Here is a 23,017-nt window from a genome sequence, read left to right on the forward strand (position 1 = left end):
CCAAGGACAGCAGGAATGCGCCGGTCTATTCGGCGCTTCCTTTGCTGCAACACCCCGCCCAACAGGCCCAGATATCATAGGTTATGCGATGACCCAGATTACCAATCATCTGCCGACAAAAGAGCTTCAGGCCCTCGATGCGGCCCATCACATGCACCCGTTCACCGAGGATGCCGCGCTGGCCAAGAAGGGCGCGCGAATCATCACCCGCGGCAAGGGCGTCTACCTGACCGACAGCGAGGGGCATGAAATTCTCGATGGCATGGCCGGCCTCTGGTGCGTGAACCTCGGCTATGGCCGCAAGGATCTTGCCGAGGTCGCTGCCCGGCAGATGGAGGAGCTCTGCTATTACAACACCTTCTTCCAGACGAGCCATGTCCCCGCCATCGCACTCGCCGCGAAGATCGCCGAACTGGCACCTGGCGATCTGAACCACGTCTTCTATGCGGGCTCCGGTTCCGAGGCGAATGACACCAATATCCGCCTCGTCCGCCGCTATTGGGAAGTGAAGGGCAAACCCGAGAAGAACATCATCATTGCCCGCAAGAATGGTTATCACGGCTCCACAATGGGCGGCGGATCGCTCGGCGGTATGGCGGGCATTCACGCCCAGGGCGGGCTGCCGATCCCGAACATCACCCATATCGGTCAGCCGCACTGGTACGAAGAAGGTGGCGACATGACGCCTGAGGAGTTCGGGCTGGTTCGTGCGCGGGAACTTGAGGACAAGATCAACGAGTTGGGCGTCGACCGTGTCGCGGCCTTCATCGGCGAACCGGTACAGGGTGCCGGCGGCGTCGTGATCCCGCCCTCGACCTACTGGCCCGAGATCCAGCGCATCTGCGACAAATACGGCATCCTCCTGATTGCCGACGAGGTCATCACCGGCTTTGGCCGCACCGGCAACTGGTTCGGCTCGGACACGCTCGGGATCAAGCCACATATCATGACCATCGCCAAGGGCCTGTCGTCAGGCTACGCACCAATCGGCGGATCGATCATCTGCGACGAGGTCTACAACACCGTCGCGAATTCCGGCGAGGACTTCAACCACGGCTACACCTACTCGGGCCATCCGGTCGCTGCCGCCGTGGCTTTGCGCAATCTCGAGATCATGGAAGAGGAAAACATCCTCGACCATGTGCGCAATGTCGCCCATCCCTATCTGGCCGAACGCTGGACCGCGCTGGCCGACCACCCGCTGGTGGGCGAGGCGCGGCTGATTGGCCTTATGGGCACGATCGCATTGACGCCGAACAAGGCAACCCGCGCAGCCTTCGCCTCCGATACCGGCACGATCGGCTATCGCTGCCGCGAGCGCTGCTTTGCCAACAATCTGGTGATGCGCCATGTCGGCGACCGCATGATCATCTCGCCGCCCCTCGTCATCAAACCCGAGGAGATCGACGTCTTCATCGCCCGCGCCACGAAATCGCTCGATGAAACCTATGCCGAGATCAAGGCGGACGGCCTTCTGAAAGCGGCCTGAGCGGGGCCTCATGGACATCCTTTATGCCAATGACAGGACCGGGGAATATCCCCGGTCCTGGTATGCCGACACTGCCGAGGCCCCGGGCCCCTACCCCGAGGCGGCTGGCGATCTGTCCTGCGATGTCTGCGTCGTCGGCGCGGGCTTCACGGGTCTTTCAGCGGCGCTTCACCTCGCGACGCGCGGCTTCGACGTGACCCTTCTCGACGCGCACCGCGTCGGCTGGGGCGCGTCGGGCCGCAACGGCGGTCAGGTGGGGACCGGTCAAAGGCTCGATCAGGAAGATCTGGAAAAGATGGTCGGCCTCGACCATGCCCGCGCACTCTGGGATCTGGCACAGGAATCAGTCGCGCTGACGAAATCGCTAGCTGCCGAGCATTCCCCCGAGGCCGCATTCGCGCCGGGCATCATCCATGCCTGCCACCGGGCGCGTTACGTCCCCCATTCCCGGCACTACGCCGAGAAGATGGCGCGGGACTACAATTACGACCTGATCCGGCCGCTCGACCGCGACGAGATGCGGGACATGGTCGGTTCCCCCGCCTATCACGGCGGCGATATCGACATGGGTGGCGGCCACCTGCATCCTTTGCGCTATGCTTTCGGCCTGGCCCGCGCCGCTCACGCGAAGGGCGTGCGTATCTTCGAACGTTCAAAGGTCACCGGCATTGCCGAAGGCACGCCCGCGACCGTGACGACAGATAAGGCGAAGATCACGGCCCGCCACGTCGTCCTCGCCTGCAACGGCTATCTCGGCCACCTGAACAGCCGAGTTGCCACCCGCGTGATGCCGATCAACAACTTCATCATCGCGACCGAGCCGATGACGGCCAACCAGAAGGAAAGCCTGATCAAGGGCAACCATGCCGTCGCTGACACGAAGTTCGTGATCAACTACTTCCGCTTCTCGGAAGATCACCGCCTCCTCTTCGGCGGCGCCGAAAGCTATGGCTACCGCTTCCCCAATATCGCGAAACTCGTGCGCAAGCCGATGCTGGAGATCTACCCCCAGCTTCGTGACATCAAGATCACCCATGCCTGGGGCGGCACACTTGGCATCACATTGAACCGGATGCCACATTTCGAACGGCTCACGGGCAATATCCTCTCGGCCTCCGGCTATTCCGGCCACGGAGTTGCCATGGCCACGCTCGGCGGCAAACTTGCGGCAGAGGCCATCGCCGGTCAGGCGGAACGCTTCGACCTGATGGCGCAGGTCCCGACCCCGGCCTTCCCCGGTGGCGTGGCCTTCCGCTGGCCGCTTCTGGTCCTCGGCATGGTCTGGTTCTCGCTCCGCGACAAGCTCTGATCCCTTACTTCTTCATTGCGCAAATACCCCCGCCGGACGCCCCGCCCGAGCGGGGCTCAATGCCCCTGAGGGCGGTCACGCTGTTAAAGAGACGGGCCGAGGATGATCTTCGATCCATCCGAAAACCGCCCGAAGCGGAACCGCGACAGGTCATGACCCGGCGCGCGGCCCTCGACCAGATCGGCGACAACGCGCCCCACACCCGGCCCGATGCCGAAACCATGGGCCGACATGCCCGTCGCCATGGTCAGACCTGGCAGCGCGGCGACATGGTCGATCACGGGCACCACATCGGGCATCGTATCGATCATCCCGGCCCAGGCCAGAGCAATCCCGGGCCGTCCGGCCGAGGGGAACGCGGCCGCAAACCGGGCGCGCAGCCGCTCGACCATGGTCATGTTCGGGTCAGGACTGAGAATGCGCATCCGCTCGAACGGACTCTCCCCGTCCTCGTCCCAGAACCGCTTCGTGCCCCAGGCGTCGGGGTAGCCCGCCGGTGCGGCCAGCAGGAAGCGCGTGCCCGAGATGTCGGTGCGGATCTGCGTCCAATAGGCGCCGAGATGCCGGAACGCATCCGGCCCGACGAAAAACTCGTGGAAATGCCCGCCCGCGAGGGTATAGCCGCCATCCTCCCGGCGTCTGATTGCGAAACCGCTATCGGCCACCGCGCCCGGCCAGATCTCCGGCATCGGCACGGTCGCCGTCACCGTCGCCCTTACTGAAAGCTGCGGCAGGTTCACCCTGTGCCGCCGCGCCAGCAGTGACGACCACGCACCACCCGCCAGCACCACCCGGTCGGCGCGGATGCGGCCTGCCTCGGTCACAACACCGCTGACCCGCCCTGCAGAGACATCCAGCGCCCGGACCGCACAATTCTCGACGATGCTGACACCCTTCGCTGCCAGAACATCCGCAAGGCGCGTCACCGCAATCCATGGCTCGGCGCGGGCATCTGACGCCGTCCATAACCCACCGACCCATCCGGCAGCATTGGGCAGCATCGCCTGAAGCTCCGCCTGCCCCAGAAGCTTTGTATCGAGCCCATGCGCCCGTGCATGAACCATCCACGCCTCATACCCCGCCATGGCCTTCGCGGTATTGGCGGCGTAGAGCACCCCGGTCTGGCGAAAGCCAAGATCGGCACCCACCTCTTCTGCAAGCCCCTTCCAGATCGACATGGCCTCGATCATGATCGGCAGTTCCGCCGGATCACGGCCCTGCTTGCGCACCCAGCCCCAGTTGCGGCTCGATTGCTCCCCGGCGATCCGTCCCTTTTCGCAGAGGACAACCTTCACGCCGCGTTTGGCAAGGAACCATGCCGTCATGACCCCGATGACACCACCGCCGATCACGACGACATCGGTCGCGCCAGGTGGCGGTCCGGGGAATCGCACCGGGCTTGAAACATCGATCGGGAAAGGCATCAGGGGGCTCCGGGAAGGATGATCCGGGCGACCGTGGCGCGGGCAATTGCTGCGGTCAAGAGCCACGATTCGACCTGCAATCAGGCCCCTGGCTCCTGTGTCCGGCCCAGCACGTCCGGCGGCCTGAAATAAGAACAATATTCCACACTGCATGGCAGCAGGAATGACGCTATTCCCACAACAAACGAGATCAGGAACATCCCGACCAATCAAGTGTCATGTCAGATATGTTGTTCCCGTATCTTCGCCGAACACAGACAGATGTTCTCTTTGAATTGCTCAAACCTCCAGCTATCTGGGAACAAATTCCGATATCCGGAGATGTAGAGATGTTCGAGACGCTTGGATTCGAGACACTGGGCCCGCGTGAGGTCTCTGTCTTCTTCGGCCTTGCCGTGGGTGCCCTCTTCGGCGCGCTGGCCGAGGCGACGCGGTTCTGTCTGCGCCGTGGCCTTGTGGGTGAGGCGACCGAGCGGCGCTCGGCCCTTGGCGTCTGGCTGATGGCGCTGGCCATCGCGGTGGCCGGTACACAAGGGGCTGTCCATGCCGGATGGATCGGCTTTGGCGAGCATCGTTTCATGGCAGGCGACCTGCCCGTCCTCGCCATCATCGCAGGCGGGCTCATTTTCGGCGCGGGCATGGTCCTGACACGCGGCTGCGCCTCGCGGCTGACGGTGCTGGCGGGCACCGGCAATCTGCGCGCGCTGACGGTCCTCGCGGTCTTTGCCATCGCTGCCCATGCGACGCTGAAGGGCGTCCTCGCGCCGCTGCGCACGACGCTTGGCAGCTACACGGTCGCTTTTGGCGATACGGTATCGCTGGACGCCCTGCCCGGTGGCGCGCTGCTCTGGGCGGCGCTCATCGCTGTGGCGGCGTTCATCTCCGCCCTGCGGTCGGGCAACCGGCCTACAATCCTTCTCGGCGCTGCCCTGATCGGCGCTTTGGTGCCCGCCACATGGATCGGCACAGGCTTCGTCCTTTATGACGAGTTTGACCCGATCGCCTTCGAAAGCCTCTCCTTCACCTCGCCCGCCGCCGAAACGCTCTTCTGGACCGTGGCCTCCAGTTCGATCCCGGCAGGCTTCGGCACCGGACTGATCGGCGGCGTCATCGCCGGGGCTGCCGTACTGTCGTTTCTGGCGGGCCGCTTCCGTTGGCAGAGCTTCAGCTCACCCCGCGAAACGGGACGCTATCTGGCGGGCGCGGTCCTGATGGGTGTGGGTGGTGTGCTGGCCGGTGGCTGCACCGTTGGCGCGGGGCTTGCGGGTATCCCGACCCTGTCCGTCGCGGCGATCCTCGCCCTTCTGGCCATCGTCGCCGGGGCGCGGATCACCGACCGGGCGCTTAGTGCATCCCCTTCCGGATCCGCCGGGTCGCTAGCCACACCAGCAGAATAACTGCCGGCGTCAGAAGCGCCGTCATCAGCCCCTTGGATATCCCGAGGGGTTCCGTCACCGGATAGGCTGCATAGGCGGCGAGGTTGACCGCGTAATAGCTGATCGCCACGACCGAGAGCCCTTCGACCGTATGCTGAAGCCGCAGCGCAAGATCGGCGCGGCGGTCCATGCTTTCCAAGAGCTTCTGGTTCTGGGCCGAGCGTTCGACATCGACGCGGGTCTGCAACAGTTCCCCCGCCCGTTCAGCACGTTCGGCCATCTGCTCCAACCGCTTTTCGGCGGATTTCACCGTGCGCATCGCCGGATCGTAGCGGCGCATCATGAACTCGGCGAAGGTCTGACGGCCGTTGAACCGGGTTTCGCGCAGCACAGCCACCCGCTGGTTCACCAGCGCCTCATAGGCCCCGGCGGCACCGAAACGGAAGGCGTGGCGCACGGCCTGCGCCTCCAGCGCCGCAGAGATTTCCAGCAATTCATGCAGAGTGTCCTCGGCATCCCGATCCTTGTCGGACATCGTCGCCACGAGGTCGGACAATTTCGGGTCCAGCGCATTCAGGTGCTTGTTCAGTTCCCGCGCCCGCTCAAGGCCCAGCATCGACATCGCGCGATAGGTCTCGATCTCGCACAGCCGCTGCACGATGCGACCGATGCGGCGGGCGCCAGTTCCGGGGCGCGCGAAAATTGCAAAGCGCATCTGCCCTGCCGGATCGATCTGGAAATCGCCCGCGATGATCGCGGTTTCGTCCAGAACCCAGGAACAGGCCATGCTTTCCGGCACGAACCAGTCCTCAAGCCGCGATTTGACCGCGACGAGGTTTTCGGGCAGCGGCTCCACCCGGATCAGGATCGCGGCAATACGCTTGCCGGGCGCGTTGGCCATCCAGTCGGCGGGAAATACCTCGGCCTCGGCGGGGTTGAAGGCGCGCTCACCCACGCCCTTGCCGAAGGCGGAATAGGTCACGAACTCCGTATGGCTTTCCCATTTCAGATCATGCCGCCCGATCCGCGCGGCGTGATGGGTCGCGCCTTCGGGCGGATGCGCCGCCCCGTGGCGGTCGAGCAAAGCCAGAAGATGCGCGCGGTCCTCCGCCCGGTCGCGGTTATGGGCATCCACCGGCTGCTTCACCGCGAAATAAACGGCATGACAGGGCAGGTCGAGCGACGGGAAGGGCCGCGCGTGCAATTCGTTCACAAGCGCATAGCGCTGGGGATGGTCGTCGATCATGGTTCAGAACCGGCTGGATATTGGGCGACACTAGCTATTTTCACAGGATAAGCAGAGCCGTCGACGCGAAAGGCAAGGCACACCAGCGTATACTTGTTTTTCTGCAACGCCACCTCAGGCAAAACGCCCCGCTTGCAGGCGGGGCGCTTCATTTCATCGCGTTTAGCGAACGAAGTCAGTCGATCATCGGCAGCAGGCTGTCCACCGATGCCTTTGCATCGCCGTAGAACATCCGCGTATTGTCCTTGTAGAAGAGCGGGTTCTCGATGCCGGAATAGCCGGTCCCCTGCCCGCGCTTCGACACGAAGACCTGCTTTGCCTTCCAGACCTCCAGCACCGGCATCCCGGCGATGGGGCTGTTGGGGTCTTCCTGCGCCGCCGGATTGACGATGTCGTTGGAGCCGATGACGATCGCCACATCGGTCGAGGGGAAATCGTCATTGATCTCGTCCATCTCCAAGACGATGTCATAGGGCACCTTGGCCTCGGCCAGAAGCACGTTCATGTGGCCCGGCAGGCGGCCCGCAACTGGGTGGATGCCGAAGCGCACTTCCTTGCCCTTGGCGCGCAGCCTACGCGTCAGTTCCGCGACCGATTGCTGCGCCTGCGCCACCGCCATGCCGTAGCCGGGCACAATGATCACGCTGTCGGCGTCGTTCAGCGCCGCCGCCACGCCATCTGCGTCGATGGCAATCTGTTCGCCCGCGATCTCCATCGCCGGACCGGCCGTGTTGCCGAAACCGCCGAGGATGACGCTGATGAACGACCGGTTCATCGCCTTGCACATAATGTAGCTCAGGATCGCACCCGAGGAGCCGACCAGCGCGCCGGTCACGATCAGAAGGTCATTGCCAAGCGAGAAGCCAATCGCCGCCGCGGCCCAGCCCGAATAGGAGTTCAGCATCGACACGACGACCGGCATGTCCGCGCCCCCGATCCCCATGATCAGATGATAGCCGATGAAGAGTGCTGCCAGCGTCATCAGGAAGAGCGGTAAGAAACCGCCGGTATTGAAGTACCAGATGAGGCAGAGGACCGAGAGCGCCGCAGCAGCAGCGTTCAGCATATGCCCGCCCGGAAGTTTCTCGGCCTTGGACGTCACCTTGCCCGCGAGCTTGCCGAAGGCGATGACCGAACCGGTGAAGGTCACGGCCCCAATGAAGATGCCGAGGAACAGCTCGACCCTGAGGATCGACTGTTCGACCGGCGTCTTGTGGGCGAGGACGGCGGCAAAACCTTCCAGCCCGTGGCGCGCCTCTTCGCTCATCGCCAGCACGTTGCCCAATTCGAAATGGGCGTTGAAGCCGACAAAGACCGCCGCCAGACCGACCAGCGAATGCATAGCGGCCACAAGCTGCGGCATCTCGGTCATCTGGACCTTGTTGGCGACATAGGTACCGATGACGCCGCCACCAGCGATCAGGAGAAGCGACAGAAGCCAGAGGCCGGAGCCGGGCCCGATCAGCGTGGCGATGACCGCAAGCGCCATGCCGACGATACCGTACCAGACCGCGCGCTTGGCGCTTTCCTGCCCGGAAAGCCCGCCGAGCGAGAGGATGAAGAGAACCGCCGCAACGACATAGGCGGCCGTGGTGAAACCGAATTCCATCTGTGCGGCCCCCTTACGATTTCTGGAACATGGCGAGCATGCGCCGGGTGACAAGGAAGCCGCCGAAGATGTTGATTCCGGCCATGAAGATCGAAAGCGCCGCCAAAAGGATCACCAGGAACGACCCCGAGCCTATCTGCATCAAAGCACCCAGAATGATGATCGACGAAATCGCGTTGGTGACCGCCATCAGCGGTGTGTGCAACGAATGCGAGACATTCCAGATCACCTGGAAGCCGACAAAGACGCTGAGCACGAAAACGATGAAGTGCTGCATGAAGCTCGCCGGTGCCACGAGGCCGATGCCCAAGAGCAGCGCCGCGCCGACGGCAAGCAAGGTCACCTGGCTGCGGGTCTGCGCCTTGAAGGCCGCGACTTCCTGCGCCCGCTTCTCCTCAACCGTCAGTTCGCGCGCCTTTTCCTTCGGCTTCTGCGCCGCGATGGCCGCGATCTTCGGCGGCGGGGGCGGGAAGGTGATCTCGCCCGCGTGCGTGACCGTCGCGCCCCGGATCACGTCGTCTTCCATATTGTGGTTGACGACACCGTCCTTGCCCGGCGTCAGGTCGAACATCATGTGGCGGATATTGTTGGCGTAGAGCGTGGAGGACTGCGCGGCCATGCGGCTTGGGAAATCGGTATAGCCGACGATGGTCACGCCATTGTCGGTGACGATCTTTTCATCCGCTTTGGTCAGTTCGCAGTTTCCGCCGCGCTCGGCGGCCAGATCGACGATGACCGAGCCGGGCTTCATCGCCTCGACCATGTCCTTGGTCCAGAGGACCGGGGCATCGCGGCCGGGGATCAGCGCCGTGGTGATGACGATGTCCATCTCGGGCGCAAGCTCGCGGAACTTCTTCAGCTGCGCTTCGCGGAATTCGGGGCTCGAAGGCGCCGCATAGCCGCCGGTCGCCGCACCGTCCGTCTGCTGTTCAGTAAAGTCGAGATAGACGAACTCAGCGCCCATCGATTCGATCTGCTCGGCCACTTCGGGACGCACGTCGAAAGCATAGGTGATCGCACCGAGCGAGGTGGACGTACCGATGGCCGCGAGACCGGCAACACCCGCACCGACGATCAGAACTTTCGCAGGGGGCACCTTGCCGGCCGCTGTCACCTGACCGGTGAAGAAGCGGCCAAAGTTGTTCCCGGCTTCGATGACGGCGCGATAGCCCGCGATATTGGCCATTGAGGAAAGCGCATCCATCTTCTGCGCACGGCTGATGCGCGGCACCATATCCATGGCAACAACGGTCGCGCCCTGCTTGTTGGCCAGTTCAAGAAGTTTGGTGTTCTGAGCGGGATAGAAGAAGGAAATCAGTGTCTGATCCTTCGACAGGCGCTTGGTCTCCGCCTCACTCGGCGGACGCACCTTGGCGACGATGTCGACCTCTTTGAAAAGCGCCGTCGCGGTTTTCACAACGGTAACGCCTGCAGCCTCATAGGCCTTGTCGGAAAACCCGGCGGCAGCGCCCGCACCCGCCTCGACGAAGCATTCGTGGCCAAGTTTCTGCAGGTGCCCCGCAGAGTCCGGCGTCAGCGCAACGCGCGCCTCGCCCTCGAATATTTCCTTCGGTACCCCGATCTTCACTATTCTGTCCCTCTCAGCCCTGGCCTGCCCCTGCCGGACCCGGCCCGTTTCCTCGCTCGCGCAAGATTATTACCCTTTTATGCCGCGCTGCGGCAAGAAGGTTTTCCGCCGATCACAACCAACGTCGCGTCTTCGCCCTGTAGGCGTCGAATTCTTCGCCAAAAAGCTCGCTCAGGCGGGCTTCCTCATCCAGTATGAAACGGCTCTGGATCACGTAAATGAAGACGGCGATCATCGGCAGCGCGATCAGTGCGTCCCATGCGACGTAAAGCCCGGTCAGCAGAATCACATCCGCCAGATAGATCGGATTTCGGCTCAGCCGGAATACACCGCCAGTAACCATCGCGTCGGGATTCCGGCGCGGAATGACCGTGGTCCGCGCAGCCATCATCTGAAGGGCAGCGACCACCATCAGAATGAGCCCCACGATGATCAGGATGGATCCCACCACATCATTGAAGTCCAGATGAACCGGAAATGCGCGTCCGAACAGCCCGCCGATTGCGGCAAAGCCGGCCAGCCAGACCGGCGGGAAGTCAACGTCCTTGGCCATTGAGTGGCGTCCATATCCCCGAAAACAGGGGGACCCTATGATCGCGACGCGGCACAGGCAAGACCACAGGCTACAGTTTGGCGTTTCACCGGCCCGGTTTCCATAATCCGTGTCTGTCGATCAACAAATTACTGGTGAACCTTCCCGAGATATTTTAAACATAAAATAAATCGCGACTGCCGATCAGGACGGAGATCACGTTGGGAACCGATTTCACCGCCACAAGAGCGATGTTTTACCTGCCAGAAGGCGTGATCTATCTCGACGGCAACTCGCTCGGCCCGACACCTGCTGCCGTGGCTGAAAAAGTCCGCGCCTGCATCACGGATGAATGGGGCGAAATGCTCATCACCGCATGGAACCGGGCGGGCTGGATGGACAAGCCGCGCGCACTCGGCGACCGTATCGGCCGGTTGATCGGGGCGGAACCCGGGACGGTCGTTCTTGGCGATACGCTGTCGATCAAGGTCTATCAGGCGCTTGCCGCCGCACTGGACCTACGACCCGACCGCAAGGTTGTCCTCTCGGATACCGGCAATTTCCCTACCGACCTTTACATGGCCGAGGGACTGATCCGAACCCTTGGCCGGAGCCACGAACTGAGAACCGTCGCGCCCGAGGAGGTGGAGGCCGCGATCACCCCGGATATCGCCGTCCTCATGCTGACCGAGGTAGACTACCGCACCGGTCGCAAGCACGACATGAAACGCCTGATCGAAAAGGCCCATGCCGCGGGAGCGCTCGTCGTCTGGGATCTGGCCCATTCCGCCGGTGCCATCGAGGTCGATCTCGCCGGGTCGGACGCGGACTTTGCGGTCGGCTGCACGTACAAGTATTTGAATTCCGGCCCCGGCGGCCCGGCCTTTATCTACGTCGCCCCCCGTATTGCCGAGCGGGTGAAACCAGCTCTGTCCGGCTGGCTCGGGCATGAAGCCCCATTCGCCTTCGACCTCGGCTATCGGCCCGGCGCAGGGATCGAACGCATGAGGGTTGGCACGCCCCCGATCCTGCAGATGGCGGCACTGGAAGCCTCGATGGATATCTGGGACCGGGTCGACATGGCCGATATCCGCGCGCGGTCGATCGAGCTTACCGAAGCGTTTGTAAAGGCCGTCGAGGCGACCTGCCCCACACTTACGCTCGCCTCGCCGCGCGACCCTGAAGCACGCGGCAGCCAGATCAGTTTCCGCCACCCTGAGGGCTATGCAATCATGCAGGCCCTGATCGCGCGCGGCGTGATCGGCGATTTCCGCGCGCCCGACATCCTGCGCTTCGGCTTCACGCCGCTTTACACGACGATGGAGGACGTGAGCCACGCCGCCACCATCTTGGGTGAAATTATGCGGGACAATCTGTGGGACCGGGCAGAATTCAAGACGCGGGCCAAGGTCACATGAACCAGTCCCAGCGCCCCATACCTCCACTCGCCCTGCCCGGCGCCTGGGCCGGGTTCTGGCGCACTTTCGGCGTTCATTCCGTCACGACGTCGGAATTTCTGTAGGATCGATGCCCGACGGGGCCGTTTCCCACAGATTTTCCCGGAGACCGACATGACCCAATCCTACGATCCAGGCACCGAAGGCGCGAAGATGTCCTTCGACGATGCCATGTCCTACGGCGACTACCTGTCGCTCGACACGATCCTGACCGCGCAGCATCCAAAATCGGACGCCCATGATGAAATGCTTTTCATCATCCAGCACCAGACCTCCGAGCTTTGGATGCGGCTGATGCTGCACGAGATGGACGCCGCCCGCCGATCGATCGCGGCCGACGCGCTGCAACCTGCGTTCAAGATGCTCGCCCGGGTTGCCCGGATCATGGAACAGCTCAATTCCGCATGGGATGTGCTGCGCACAATGACACCGTCGGACTACACCCGGTTCCGCGCCGCCCTTGGCGCCTCGTCGGGTTTTCAGTCCTGGCAATACCGGATGATCGAGTTTGCCGCCGGAAACCGCAATCCGGCGATGCTGAAACCGCACGCCCACCGGCCCGACATCACCGCCCTGCTCTCTGCCGAACTGGCCCGTCCATCACTATATGACGAGGCATTGCGGGCGGCCCATCGCGCGGGCCTGCCCATTCCGGAACAGGTCCTGAGCCGCGATGTCGGTGCGCCCTGGACCCCGCATGAAGGCGTCGAAGCCGCCTGGCGCCGCGTCTATGCCGATCCCGAGACTTACTGGACGCTCTACGACCTCGCCGAAAAGCTGGTTGATTTCGAAGACTATTTCCGTCGCTGGCGATTCAATCATGTCACCACGGTCGAACGTGTGATCGGTCTGAAGCGCGGTACCGGTGGCACTGGCGGTGTGCCCTACCTTCGGCGCATGCTGGAGGTGGAGCTTTTCCCCGAACTCTGGCGGCTCCGGACGGGCCTTTAGTCTATTGCTGACCCCGTCTTGCATGTGTGCCGAAGCGGGGTCAGGCACCCTATGAGGCTGGGCATTGCTTCTCCGCCGCGAACAAAGCGGCGGAAGGACCGCCCATAAAAGAATCTGCAGGACTATCTTCATGGTGCTGCCGCAGGCCTGTCTAATTTCCGCCTTCCGCAATTTTTAACCAGTCCGCGTAATGGTGTGACGACTCGGTCCGGAGCCCGTGGTTCCGGCATGTTAAATGGTGAAAGGTCTGCGATATGCCCTCCGGCTATCTCGTTTCCCTTGGCGGGAACAATGCCCTCAACAGCGGCGATGTGATCAGTGGCGGTACCGTCACCTTCACGACGCAAACATCGCTCGGCTCGGGTCAGTGGACATGGAGCGGCACTTACCGCGGAACCACCTATACCAATGAGGTTGAGCCAGGGCAGTACTACCTGGCCAACGATGGCAACGTCTATTTCGTACCCGATTACGGGCCTGTCAGCACACTGACCTCGTCCAGTGTGATCTCGTCGCCGACATTTGCACCGACCATGGGCACATCGGGTGGCGATACGCTGGTTGGTGGGATCGGTAACGATACGATCTATGGCGGGTCCACGACCAGCCAGACCGGTACCGGCAACGATGTGATCAGCGGTGGCAGCGGCAATGACGTGATCTTTGCCGGCGACGGCAACGACACGCTGCAGGGTGGCGCGGGTGCCGATACGCTTTACGGCGGCTCGGGCACCGATACGGTGAGCTATTCCGGCTCGGGCAGCGCGGTCAATGTCAACCTGTCCACGAACACCGCGGTCGGTGGCAACGCGACCGGCGACGTCCTGAATTCGATCGAAGGTGTCATCGGATCGGGCTTCGACGACACGCTGACCGGCTCTGCCGGGCCCAACTACATCGATGGCGGGGCAGGCGCGGATTCTATCTCGGCGGGCGACGGCAACGACACCGTGCTGGGCGGGAACGGCAATGACACGATCAATGCCGGAGCGGGCAACGATTCCGTCTCTGGTGAGAGTGGCAATGACTCGATCCTCGGCGGCACCGGCAACGACACGATCGATGGCGGCAGCGGCACGGACACGATCCATGGCGGCGACGGCGCCGATTCCATCCTCGGCGGCGACGGCAACGACACGATCTATGGCGGCGCGCAGACCGCGACTGCCACTCAGGAGCATCTGAGTTGGATCGGCCAGGGCGCGGGCGGAACCAACCTTGCCGGCGGGTTCACGCAGGATACCGGCCGCATGCATGTGACCGCCAGCTTCGTGAACGATGGCAGCAACACCGCGATCCAGACATCCGGAACAACCCAGTATGTCGGCGGGGGTGAGCCGTTCAGCACGACCTCCGGCCTCTACCTGACCGGTACTGGCGGCCCCAACGTAACGGCATCGCTGACATTCGATGCCGAAAGCGGCAGCGGGCTGACCAGTTCCGTGTCCAACGTGTCGTTCCGCATCAATGACATCGACATGCAGGGCTGGCAGGACATCATCACTGTCACTGCCTACGACATCAACGGCAACCCGATCACCGTGAACATCACGATGACCGGAAACGATTCCCTTTCCGGGAATACGATCACCGCTGCCTATAGCGACGACACGGCAAGCAGCGTGAACGGTTCGGCACTGATTTCCATTCCCGGCCCGGTCCACTCGATCCAGATTTCCTATTCTAACGGCGGCACGGCCGGTCAGGCGCTCTGGGTCACCGATGTCCACTACACAACTGTGCCCGTCTCTAATGCTTCCGATACCGGCGACACCATCGATGGCGGCACCGGGGCCGACCTCATCTATGGCCAGACGGGTGACGACACGATCAACCTGACCGGCACTTTCGGCAACGACACGATTGTCGGTGGCGAGACGGGCGAAACCTCTGGCGATCTGATCAATTCGTCAACGGTGACGCAGGACACGACGCTGACATTCAGCGGCAATGAAACCGGCACGCTGACAGACGGCGTGTCGACCGCCGGCTTCAGCGAGATTGAGCGTTTCCAGCTCGGTTCAGGCGATGACGTCGTCAACGCAACGGCTACGACAGTCGGCGTCAATGTCGATGGCGGGGCCGGAGGCGACACGATGACCGGCGGCAGCAGTGCGGACAGCCTGACCGGCGGCAGCGGCGCAGACAGCCTGTCGGGCGGCGCGGGCAAAGACACTTTGATTGGCGGAGATGGCAACGACACCCTCACCGGAGGTGCCGGAAATGACAGCCTGTCGGGCGGTGACGATCAGGATGTTTTCATCCTCGGTGACGGGTTCGGCAACGACACGATCGATGGCGGATCGGGTGGCGCGGACTGGGATAGGATCGACCTCGGCCCGGCCACGACCGGCGTCACCGTCACCGCGACCGGAAATGAAAGCGGAACAATCTCCGCCGGGTCCGACACCACGACCTACAGCGACATTGAAGAACTGCACCTCGGCAGTGGCGACGACATCTTTGACGGAACCGCCGATACAGACGGTGCGATTGTCGAAGGCGCGGCGGGCGATGATACTCTGATCGGCGGCAGTGGCGACGATCAGTTCAGCGGTGGTGCCGGGGCCGACAGCATCACAGGCGGCGCCGGGGACGACACGATCGATCTGGGGCTGAATGACGGCGTAGCCGATACTGTCGATCTTGATGACGGCAGCGGCAGTGACGTCATCACCAACTTCGTCGCGCCGACCGATAACGGCGACGGCACCTATACTGGCTATGACCAGTTCGACGTCTCTGACCTGACCGATGCCGGCGGCGATCCGGTCAATGCCTGGGACGTGACAGTTTCCGATACGAATGGCGACGGCACCGGCGATGCGATCCTGACCTTCCCCAACGGGGAAAGCGTAACGCTTGTCGGCGTGACCCCGAGCCAGGTTGATAGCGCGGCCAAGCTGAATGCCATGGGCATCCCGTGTTTCACCCGGGGGGCCATGATCGAAACGCCGCGCGGTGAAATCGCGGTTGAGGACCTGCAGGTCGGCGACACGGTCTGGACCCGCGACAGCGGCGCACAGACAATCCGCTGGATCGGCTCGAAACGCATTGCCGCCATCGGACCGCTGGCACCGGTTCTGATCCCCGAAGGAGTGTTGGGAAACACGCGTGACATCAAGGTTTCACCCCAGCACCGCATGCTGATCGGCGGCTGGAAAGCCGAACTCTACTATGGCGAGCCCGAGGTGCTTGTGGCCTCGAAACACCTCGTGGACGGCTCAGTGATCCGTTTTGTCCCGGGCGGCGAGGTGGAATATTTCCACATCCTCTTCGACCGGCACGAAATCGTCGTCGCCGATGGCGCTCCAAGCGAGAGCTTTCATCCCGGAGATCAGGGTCTGAGCGTTCTGGACCAAGAAGCGCGCCGCGAAGTGTTAACGCTCTTCCCCGAGCTAGAGACGAAAGGGCTCGCATCTTATGGCCCGGCCGCTCGGCGCAGCCTGAAGGCGCATGAAGCGGTCCTGCTTCGCATGGAACCTGCACAATCCGCATCCGCCTTGGACCTTCGCAGAGCGTCGGGCTGATCATTCAAGGCAGTTTTCCCGGCGGATCCGCCTCAGGCGATCCGGCGGGATGACGCAGTCCCCGCGCCCGCGGCCCAGTCGTGCACGGCCGCACCGAAAGCCTCAAACAGAGGTCGTGACACCGGGTCCGCGGCGGCGTTCCATTCGGGATGCCACTGTACCGACAGGGTAAATCCCGTCGCACCTTCGACATATAGCGCCTCGGGCGTCCCATCCGGCGCCCAGCCATCGACGACGATCCGGCGCCCCTCGGTCTTGATGCCCTGACCGTGGAGCGTGTTGGTCATAACCTCGGATGCGCCGAACAGCCCGTTGAACACGCCGCCCTCTGTAAAACGCACCGCATGGCGCAGGGCGAATTTCTCCCCCAACGTACCGTCCGGTGGCATCCGGTGGTTCATCCGCCCGGGCAGGTCGCGGATTTCTGGGTAAAGCGTGCCGCCCATGGCGACATTGACCTCCTGAAACCCCCGGCAAACCCCCAGAAAGGGCTGTCCACGCTCCACACAGGCGCGGATCAGCGGAAGCGTGATGGCGTCCCGGCAACGGTCAAACGCCCCATGCGCCTCGGTCGCGGTCTCGCCATATTCCTCGGGATGCACATTGGGCCGCCCGCCGGTCAGGAGGAACCCGTCGCAGGCCTCCATCAGTTCTGCAACACTCACCAGCCGTGGATCGGCAGGGATCAGCAGCGGCATGCAGCCCGAAACCTGCGCCACCGCCTCGGAATTGATCACGCCCCCGGCATGAACGGGATACTCGTCATTGATAAGGTTCATGTTGCCGATGATGCCGACAATGGGCCGTGTCATGTCCGTCCTATCCCGCTGCCCCGTGTCCAGAATAGACCGCAAGTCCGGCAGGGTCGAGTATAGCTGTGCGCAATAGGCCGCGCGTCACTGCACAACGCTCACCACTACCATCGCCTCGCAACCGGTGTCATCCGATACGCCGTAGCGGTGCGGGAAACCCGCTTCAAAATACATCGAATCCCCGGCTTCAAGGCGATGTGTGCGGCCGTGAATCAGCACATCCAGACAACCTTCGATGACATAAATCACCTCATCCCCGGCATGCTGGTGTGGCTCGGTCATCGCGGCCCCGGCGTCGAACCGCGCCCGGTACGCTTCCATCTGCCGCCGGGTGACCGGGAAGTCGAGACTCTCGAAATGAAACGCGGGCTGCCCGTCGGGCCGGTTCGGCAGGCTCAGGCGTTCGTCCCGTCGCACAACCGCCAGAACCGGCGCGGCGCTATCGGCGAAGAAGTGTTCAAGCCCGACGCCGAACACCATGGCGATGCGCATCAGCGTCGGCAGAGTGGGTACCACCTGACCGGTTTCGATCCTGGACAGCATGCCCGCCGAATAGCCGGAATGCTCGCCCAACTGCGCCAGGCCAAGCCCCTTCGCAAGCCGCAGCGCTCGAATCTTTGCGCCGAGTCGGTAGCTTCCAAGCCGCGTGTCCAGTGTATCCGAAAGCACGTGAGTACCCCCCCTTTTTGCCTGTAGAGCATGGTCATCGCCAAAATTTTCACCAGCGACAATTAAAGTTCATATCACGAAATCGTTCCTTTTGTGAAAAACTTTTTAATGATCTGAACATGGCAGTCGCCCACCCCCGGGCTTTGGAAATGAAAGGAAAGATCATGAACTTCCGTCTTCCGTCCCTTGCCGCCGCCGCGTTCGGCGCGTTCGCGTTTCTCACCCCTGCGGTCCACGCCGCCGACATGGATATCGTCGACACTGCAGTTGAAGCCGGCAGCTTCACGACGCTCGCAGCAGCGCTTGAAGCTGCGGACCTTGTCGGCACCCTGAAGGGCGAAGGTCCGTTCACAGTCTTCGCTCCGACCGACGACGCCTTTGCGGCGCTGCCCGCGGGCACAATCGACGACCTTCTGAAGCCCGAGAACAAGGACAAGCTCGTCGCGGTGTTGACTTACCATGTGGTGCCGGGCGCGGTGATGTCGGGCAACCTGACCAATGGCATGACGGCCACCACCGTGAACGGTGCGAGCGTCACCATCATGACCGAAGGCGGCGTCACCGTGAACGGCGCCAACGTAACCGCCGCCGACATCGGGGCCACCAACGGCGTCATCCACGTCATCGACGCGGTCATCCTGCCGCCCGCGCAATAATCCCGAACGCGCCGGGGTCACCCTCGGCGCGTTACCCCCAAGGTGACCAATGACATGCAGATGCTGAACACAGTGACGCTCGTGCTCGTCATCGTGGGTACGCCAAACTGGGGCCTCGTTGGGCTGGTGAATGTCGATCTGGTCGCCGCAATATTCGCCGACGGCACCATTCTCGCGTGGCCTATTTATGTGCTGGTCGCACTATCCGGCCTTTATCAGGCACGGAACCTGACTTCGGCCCGCGCGCTCGCCCACTGATTGCCACCGCGCGGCGGCGAAATCAGGCTTCGCCGACAAAACCCGCCGCCACAATCCCTGCCAAAGCCGCCTCGGCATCGTTGTCCGACGTGTCACCGGTGACACCCACAGCCCCCACGATTGCGCCCACCGCATCGCGGACCAGCACGCCGCCCGGCACCGGAAGGATTTTCCCTTCATAGACCCCACTGAGCGCGGCCATGAAATAGGGTTGCGCTTCGGCCCGTGACATCTGCGCCCGCCCACCGAGGCCAAGCATCACAGCGCCGTGCGCCTTGGCCCGGGCAATGTCAAACCGCCCAGGCGAGGACCCATCGGACCTCTCAAAGGCCAAAACATGTCCACCCGCATCCAGAACCACCACGGACAAAGGTTTCATCCCCGCCGCCTGCCCGGCCTTCAGCGCCTCGGCGATGATTACCCGTGCCGCCTCAATTCCCAACATGACCAGCCTCTTCTTCTTGTCCAAAATACTCCGGGGGAAAGGGCCGTCAGGCCCTTGGGGGCAGCGCCCCTTATCCTGCCGCCTTCACCTCGATCCGCCGCCGGTGAAGAACAGGTTCAGTGTAGCCCGACGGCTGCTCCCGCCCAAGAAAGATCAGATCGCAGGCGGCCTGAAAGGCGATGCCCTGAAATCCGGGCGCCATCGGACGGTAGGACGGATCGCCGGCGTTCTGACGGTCGACAACCGCAGCCATCTTGCGCAGGGCCTCCATCACGTCTTCACGGCTGACCACGCCATGGTGCAGCCAGTTCGCGACGTGCTGGGCCGAAATACGGCAGGTCGCGCGGTCCTCCATCAGGCCCACGTCGTTGATATCGGGCACCTTGGAACAACCGACGCCCTGATCGACCCAGCGCACGACATAGCCGAGGATACCCTGACAGTTGTTCTCCACCTCTCGCGTTACTTGCGCCGGGTTCCATTTGCGGTAGGCCGCCAAGGGAATGTCGAGGATCGTATCAACATAGGCCCGCCGCCCGCCTTTCCGCAGCTTTTCTTGCACCGCGAAAACATCGACGCGGTGATAATGCAGCGCATGAAGTGTCGCCGCCGTCGGCGAGGGTACCCAGGCGCAATTGGCGCCGGATTTCGGGTGGTCGATCTTCTGTTCCAGCATCGCCGACATCAGGTCGGGCATCGCCCACATGCCCTTGCCGATCTGAGCCTTGCCCGACAGCCCGCATTCGAGGCCAATATCGACATTCTGGTTTTCGTAGCCGCCGATCCAGGCCTTGCGCTTGATGAAATCCTTGCGGCTGAACGGACCCGCCTCCATCGAGGTGTGGATCTCATCCCCTGTCCGGTCAAGGAAACCGGTATTGATGAAGGCTACCCGGTGCTTCGCCGCACGGATGCATTCCTTGAGGTTGACAGACGTCCGGCGTTCCTCATCCATGATGCCGATCTTGACGGTGTATTGCGGCAGGCCCAGCGCGGCTTCAACGCGGGTGAAAATCTCGTCGGCGAAGGCGACTTCCTCAGGCCCGTGCATCTTCGGTTTCACGACATAAACCGAGCCCTTGACCGAATTCCGGGCCCCGCCGGTTTTCTTCAGGTCATGCATCGCGATCATCACCGTGACCATCGCATCCATCAGCCCCTCGAAGACCTCCGCGCCCTCTTCATCCAGAATGGCTGGATTGGTCATCAGATGGCCGACGTTACGAACGAGCATCAGCGCCCGGCCCTTGACGGTAAACTCCGACCCGTCCGGTGCGATCCAGACGTGATCGGGCTCCAGCCGCCGGGTCAGGGTCCGCCCACCCTTTTCGAACGTATCATCCAGATCGCCCTTCATCAGGCCCAGCCAGTTGGCATAGGCTCCGACCTTGTCCTCGGCATCAACGCATGCGACGGAATCCTCACAATCCATGATCGCGGAAATCGCGCTTTCCATCCTGACATCAGCCAAACAAGCCTGATCGCGGGCGCCGATGAAATGGGCTCGGTCGAAGACCAGTTCGACATGCAGCCCATTATTGCGCAACAAAACCGCTTCGGGCGCGCGAGGATTGCCGCGGTAGCCTGCGAATTTCTCGGGGCTGACGAGCGGCATATCGTCGATCAGAAGGACGCCGTCCTTGACGTAATAGCGCCGGACGTCGGCATGGCTGGTGCCCTGAATCGGAAAGGCCTCATCCAGAAAAACCCGTGACCGCGCCACGACCCGCGCCCCGCGGCCACGCTCGTAACCACCTTTCGGCGGCAGCGAGCCCATCGCATCGGTGCCGTAAAGACAATCGTAGAGGCTGCCCCACCGGGCATTGGCGGCGTTCAGCGCGTAGCGCGCATTTGTGATCGGCACCACGAGTTGGGGACCAGGGACGCTCGCGATCTCCGGATCGGTATTCGAGGTTTCGATCTGAAAATCCGGCCCTTCGGGCAACAGGTAGCCGATCTCGGTCAGATACGCCTTGTAACCTTCATGATCATGCGGCTTACCGGCCCGGTCCCGATGCCACTGGTCGATCTGCGCCTGCAACTCGTCCCGCCGCGCAAGCAGCGCGCGGTTCTTCAGGGTCAGGTCGGCAAGGATTCCGGCAAAACCTTCCCAGAACTGCTCAACCCCGACCCCGGTCCCAGGCAGTGCTTGATCTTCAATAAAGACGGCGAGCTCCTTCGCCACTTTCAACCTGTTGCGTTCCACCCTCGTCATATGTGCCCCACTCACTCCCGTATGCCGCCGTATGCCATGCTTCCATGACCTATCGCAGCGGTGTGCATGCAGCAACATAGTCACGGTTGAAAATAGTCATGATCAAAAAAGTTAGGAGATCGCCTAAGTTTTAGTTGCGACTCACTCCGCAAACCAGATAGTTAGGAGATGACCTAACTAATATGACGACGATGAACCTTTCTCCCGGCCAACTCGACCTTCTGTTCCAGGCACTCGGTGATCCGACCCGCCGCGCAATCCTCGAACGCCTGGCGCGGGGACCGGCCTCGGTCAGTGAGCTTGCGGCACCATTTGATATGGCCCTGCCCTCGCTAATGGGCCATGTGCGGCGACTGGAAGAGTCCGGGCTGGTGACGAGTACGAAAGACGGCCGCATACGCACGGTTCAATTGGTAACCGGCGCTTTCACACCCGTACGGTCATGGCTCGATGAACAGCGCGCGATCTGGGAAGGGCGACTCGACCGTCTGGACGATTATGTAACCCGCCTCATGAAGGACCGCGAAGATGGATCTTGATCCGGAAACTGACCTCAGCTTCACCCGCACGCTTGCCGTGCCCCGAAGCCTCGTCTGGGAATGTTGGACATCGCCCGTACATATCCCGCATTTCTTCGTACCCCGCCCCCACAAGGTGACCGCGTGCGACATCGATTTGAATGTCGGCGGCCGGTTCAACACGACGTTTGAGGTGGACGGCAACCTGATGGACAACAAGGGCGTCTTCCTTGAGCTCATCCCCGACGAAAAACTCGTCTTTACTGACACCTATTCCGAAGGCTGGAAACCTGCGCCCGACCCGTTCATGACCGCGATTCTGCTCCTGTCGGATGCTCCGGGCGGCGGCACAACCTATACCGCCATCGCCCGTCACCGTTCGCCCGAGACCCGCAAGACGCATGAGGAGATGGGGTTCTACGGCGGTTGGGGCACAGTCGTTGATCAGTTGGAAACGTATGCGCGCGGTTTGCTGAAATGACCGATGCCAACCGCACAATGGTGATCGAGCGGATCATCGCCGCCCCCGTCGCAACCATCTGGGCGGCGTGGACCGATCCGAAGGCCCTGCCGGAATGGTGGGGGCCGGACGGCTTTTCCTGCCGCACCACGCGCATCGACCTGCGGGACGGCGGCGAATGGGTTTTTGACATGATCGGGCCCGATGGCACGGTCTATCCGAACCATCACAAAGGCATCAGGCACCGCCCGATGGAACGGATCGACTACACGCTCCTGTGGGGAGAGAACGGCCCAAAACATGCCGATGCTTCCGTCCGTTTCGAGGATCTGGGTGACCGTACCAAGGTTACCTTGTCGATGACCTTCGTGACGGTCGAGGAATACGAGACGGCCAAGGGTTTCGGCGCCGCTGAACTGGGCCAACAGACACTCAGCAAGCTCTCTGCCCATATCGGGGTCGCCTGACATCGG

At 62.5% G+C, this 23,017-nt stretch carries 20 protein-coding genes; 11 read left to right on the top strand and 9 right to left on the bottom strand.

Going from position 1 to position 23,017, the window contains the following annotated elements; translation table 11 throughout:
• Window positions 1–88 precede the first annotated feature (88 nt).
• Together QKW60_RS07460 and QKW60_RS07465 are read left to right on the top strand one after the other, a co-directional pair.
• Window positions 89–1,489, top strand: coding sequence for an aspartate aminotransferase family protein (locus QKW60_RS07460; RefSeq protein WP_282367646.1), 1,401 nt, complete (start codon window positions 89–91; stop codon window positions 1,487–1,489).
• Between the two features lie 10 nt (window positions 1,490–1,499).
• Entirely contained in the window at window positions 1,500–2,798 is a 1,299-nt protein-coding gene (locus tag QKW60_RS07465; RefSeq protein WP_282367648.1) for an NAD(P)/FAD-dependent oxidoreductase, read from the top strand.
• A gap of 83 nt (window positions 2,799–2,881) precedes the next feature.
• Here the strand turns inward: QKW60_RS07465 and QKW60_RS07470 are convergent, their stop codons facing one another.
• On the bottom strand, window positions 2,882–4,222 hold the full coding sequence (locus tag QKW60_RS07470; RefSeq protein ID WP_282367649.1) for an NAD(P)/FAD-dependent oxidoreductase: 1,341 nt from the start codon (window positions 4,220–4,222) through the stop codon (window positions 2,882–2,884).
• Between the two features lie 329 nt (window positions 4,223–4,551).
• Here QKW60_RS07470 and QKW60_RS07475 point away from each other — a divergent pair, with 329 nt between their 5' ends.
• Window positions 4,552–5,619: a YeeE/YedE family protein gene (locus QKW60_RS07475; protein WP_282367650.1), complete on the top strand. Its 1,068-nt coding sequence runs from the start codon at window positions 4,552–4,554 to the stop codon at window positions 5,617–5,619.
• Here QKW60_RS07475 and QKW60_RS07480 read toward each other — a convergent pair.
• From QKW60_RS07480 to QKW60_RS07495, 4 genes are all read right to left on the bottom strand, one after another.
• Window positions 5,567–6,844: a DUF3422 family protein gene (locus QKW60_RS07480; protein ID WP_282367651.1), complete on the bottom strand. Its 1,278-nt coding sequence runs from the start codon at window positions 6,842–6,844 to the stop codon at window positions 5,567–5,569. The two genes, QKW60_RS07475 and QKW60_RS07480, sit on opposite strands and share 53 nt — an antisense overlap.
• A 175-nt stretch (window positions 6,845–7,019) precedes the next feature.
• The gene (locus tag QKW60_RS07485) at window positions 7,020–8,453 is read right to left on the bottom strand and encodes an NAD(P)(+) transhydrogenase (Re/Si-specific) subunit beta (protein WP_282367652.1); all 1,434 of its coding nucleotides are present in this window, start codon (window positions 8,451–8,453) and stop codon (window positions 7,020–7,022) included.
• A 13-nt stretch (window positions 8,454–8,466) separates the two neighbouring features.
• Window positions 8,467–10,041 (bottom strand): Re/Si-specific NAD(P)(+) transhydrogenase subunit alpha, encoded by a 1,575-nt coding sequence (locus QKW60_RS07490; RefSeq protein WP_282367653.1) that lies wholly within the window; start codon window positions 10,039–10,041, stop codon window positions 8,467–8,469.
• Between the two features lie 112 nt (window positions 10,042–10,153).
• Entirely contained in the window at window positions 10,154–10,594 is a 441-nt protein-coding gene (locus tag QKW60_RS07495) for a methyltransferase family protein (RefSeq protein ID WP_282367654.1), read from the bottom strand.
• A gap of 230 nt (window positions 10,595–10,824) precedes the next feature.
• Here QKW60_RS07495 and kynU point away from each other — a divergent pair, with 230 nt between their 5' ends.
• The 3 genes from kynU (at window position 10,825) to QKW60_RS07510 (ending at window position 16,511) form a co-directional block, all read left to right on the top strand.
• Window positions 10,825–11,991: a kynureninase gene (gene kynU / locus QKW60_RS07500; protein ID WP_282367796.1), complete on the top strand. Its 1,167-nt coding sequence runs from the start codon at window positions 10,825–10,827 to the stop codon at window positions 11,989–11,991.
• Between the two features lie 153 nt (window positions 11,992–12,144).
• Window positions 12,145–12,981: a tryptophan 2,3-dioxygenase gene (kynA, locus tag QKW60_RS07505; protein WP_282367655.1), complete on the top strand. Its 837-nt coding sequence runs from the start codon at window positions 12,145–12,147 to the stop codon at window positions 12,979–12,981.
• Window positions 12,982–13,235: 254 nt separating this feature from the next.
• The gene (locus QKW60_RS07510) at window positions 13,236–16,511 is read left to right on the top strand and encodes a Hint domain-containing protein (protein ID WP_282367656.1); all 3,276 of its coding nucleotides are present in this window, start codon (window positions 13,236–13,238) and stop codon (window positions 16,509–16,511) included.
• A 32-nt stretch (window positions 16,512–16,543) separates the two neighbouring features.
• Here QKW60_RS07510 and QKW60_RS07515 read toward each other — a convergent pair whose 3' ends face one another.
• Both QKW60_RS07515 and QKW60_RS07520 read right to left on the bottom strand, forming a co-directional pair.
• A complete protein-coding gene (locus QKW60_RS07515) occupies window positions 16,544–17,323 on the bottom strand; it encodes a gamma-glutamyl-gamma-aminobutyrate hydrolase family protein (protein ID WP_282367657.1) in 780 nt (259 codons plus the stop codon).
• 84 nt (window positions 17,324–17,407) lie between these two features.
• A complete protein-coding gene (locus QKW60_RS07520) occupies window positions 17,408–17,992 on the bottom strand; it encodes a helix-turn-helix domain-containing protein (protein ID WP_282367658.1) in 585 nt (194 codons plus the stop codon).
• A gap of 149 nt (window positions 17,993–18,141) precedes the next feature.
• On the opposite strand from QKW60_RS07520, the gene QKW60_RS07525 reads away from it, so the two are divergent.
• Both QKW60_RS07525 and QKW60_RS07530 read left to right on the top strand, forming a co-directional pair.
• Window positions 18,142–18,648: a fasciclin domain-containing protein gene (locus QKW60_RS07525; RefSeq protein ID WP_419762650.1), complete on the top strand. Its 507-nt coding sequence runs from the start codon at window positions 18,142–18,144 to the stop codon at window positions 18,646–18,648.
• A gap of 54 nt (window positions 18,649–18,702) precedes the next feature.
• The gene (locus QKW60_RS07530; protein WP_282367659.1) at window positions 18,703–18,906 is read left to right on the top strand and encodes a DUF378 domain-containing protein; all 204 of its coding nucleotides are present in this window, start codon (window positions 18,703–18,705) and stop codon (window positions 18,904–18,906) included.
• Window positions 18,907–18,928: 22 nt separating this feature from the next.
• Here QKW60_RS07530 and QKW60_RS07535 read toward each other — a convergent pair whose 3' ends face one another.
• Window positions 18,929–19,351 (bottom strand): GlcG/HbpS family heme-binding protein, encoded by a 423-nt coding sequence (locus QKW60_RS07535; protein ID WP_282367660.1) that lies wholly within the window; start codon window positions 19,349–19,351, stop codon window positions 18,929–18,931.
• A 70-nt stretch (window positions 19,352–19,421) separates the two neighbouring features.
• Window positions 19,422–21,566 carry a malate synthase G gene (locus tag QKW60_RS07540; protein ID WP_282367661.1) on the bottom strand — a complete coding sequence of 715 codons (2,145 nt, stop codon included), beginning with the start codon at window positions 21,564–21,566 and terminating at the stop codon, window positions 19,422–19,424.
• Window positions 21,567–21,757: 191 nt separating this feature from the next.
• Here QKW60_RS07540 and QKW60_RS07545 point away from each other — a divergent pair, with 191 nt between their 5' ends.
• From QKW60_RS07545 to QKW60_RS07555, 3 genes are read left to right on the top strand one after another with little or no spacing between them, the layout of a single operon-like run.
• Window positions 21,758–22,105: an ArsR/SmtB family transcription factor gene (locus QKW60_RS07545; protein WP_419762662.1), complete on the top strand. Its 348-nt coding sequence runs from the start codon at window positions 21,758–21,760 to the stop codon at window positions 22,103–22,105.
• Entirely contained in the window at window positions 22,095–22,565 is a 471-nt protein-coding gene (locus QKW60_RS07550; protein WP_282367663.1) for an SRPBCC family protein, read from the top strand. The genes QKW60_RS07545 and QKW60_RS07550 overlap by 11 nt, the downstream gene beginning before the upstream one ends.
• Complete coding sequence (locus tag QKW60_RS07555) at window positions 22,562–23,011, top strand: SRPBCC domain-containing protein (RefSeq protein ID WP_282367664.1); 450 nt, start codon at window positions 22,562–22,564, stop codon at window positions 23,009–23,011. The genes QKW60_RS07550 and QKW60_RS07555 overlap by 4 nt, the downstream gene beginning before the upstream one ends.
• The last annotated feature ends 6 nt before the right edge of the window (window positions 23,012–23,017 follow it).

Source organism: Albidovulum aestuarii, from assembly GCF_029961185.1.
Lineage (GTDB): Bacteria > Pseudomonadota > Alphaproteobacteria > Rhodobacterales > Rhodobacteraceae > Albidovulum > Albidovulum aestuarii.

Excerpts from the sequence above, each read along its gene's own strand:
- QKW60_RS07465 (WP_282367648.1), top strand. The coding sequence starts at position 1,500 with ATGGACATCCTTTATGCCAATGACAGGACCGGGGAATATCCCCGGTCC.
- QKW60_RS07495 (WP_282367654.1), bottom strand. The coding sequence starts at position 10,594 with ATGGCCAAGGACGTTGACTTCCCGCCGGTCTGGCTGGCCGGCTTTGCC.
- QKW60_RS07540 (WP_282367661.1), bottom strand. The coding sequence starts at position 21,566 with ATGACGAGGGTGGAACGCAACAGGTTGAAAGTGGCGAAGGAGCTCGCC.
- kynU (WP_282367796.1), top strand. The coding sequence starts at position 10,825 with ATGTTTTACCTGCCAGAAGGCGTGATCTATCTCGACGGCAACTCGCTC.
- QKW60_RS07550 (WP_282367663.1), top strand. The coding sequence starts at position 22,095 with ATGGATCTTGATCCGGAAACTGACCTCAGCTTCACCCGCACGCTTGCC.
- QKW60_RS07510 (WP_282367656.1), top strand. The coding sequence starts at position 13,236 with ATGCCCTCCGGCTATCTCGTTTCCCTTGGCGGGAACAATGCCCTCAAC.
- QKW60_RS07555 (WP_282367664.1), top strand. The coding sequence starts at position 22,562 with ATGACCGATGCCAACCGCACAATGGTGATCGAGCGGATCATCGCCGCC.
- QKW60_RS07545 (WP_419762662.1), top strand. The coding sequence starts at position 21,758 with ATGAACCTTTCTCCCGGCCAACTCGACCTTCTGTTCCAGGCACTCGGT.
- QKW60_RS07525 (WP_419762650.1), top strand. The coding sequence starts at position 18,142 with ATGAAAGGAAAGATCATGAACTTCCGTCTTCCGTCCCTTGCCGCCGCC.
- QKW60_RS07515 (WP_282367657.1), bottom strand. The coding sequence starts at position 17,323 with ATGACACGGCCCATTGTCGGCATCATCGGCAACATGAACCTTATCAAT.
- QKW60_RS07475 (WP_282367650.1), top strand. The coding sequence starts at position 4,552 with ATGTTCGAGACGCTTGGATTCGAGACACTGGGCCCGCGTGAGGTCTCT.
- QKW60_RS07530 (WP_282367659.1), top strand. The coding sequence starts at position 18,703 with ATGCAGATGCTGAACACAGTGACGCTCGTGCTCGTCATCGTGGGTACG.
- kynA (WP_282367655.1), top strand. The coding sequence starts at position 12,145 with ATGACCCAATCCTACGATCCAGGCACCGAAGGCGCGAAGATGTCCTTC.
- QKW60_RS07480 (WP_282367651.1), bottom strand. The coding sequence starts at position 6,844 with ATGATCGACGACCATCCCCAGCGCTATGCGCTTGTGAACGAATTGCAC.
- QKW60_RS07485 (WP_282367652.1), bottom strand. The coding sequence starts at position 8,453 with ATGGAATTCGGTTTCACCACGGCCGCCTATGTCGTTGCGGCGGTTCTC.
- QKW60_RS07460 (WP_282367646.1), top strand. The coding sequence starts at position 89 with ATGACCCAGATTACCAATCATCTGCCGACAAAAGAGCTTCAGGCCCTC.
- QKW60_RS07470 (WP_282367649.1), bottom strand. The coding sequence starts at position 4,222 with ATGCCTTTCCCGATCGATGTTTCAAGCCCGGTGCGATTCCCCGGACCG.
- QKW60_RS07535 (WP_282367660.1), bottom strand. The coding sequence starts at position 19,351 with ATGTTGGGAATTGAGGCGGCACGGGTAATCATCGCCGAGGCGCTGAAG.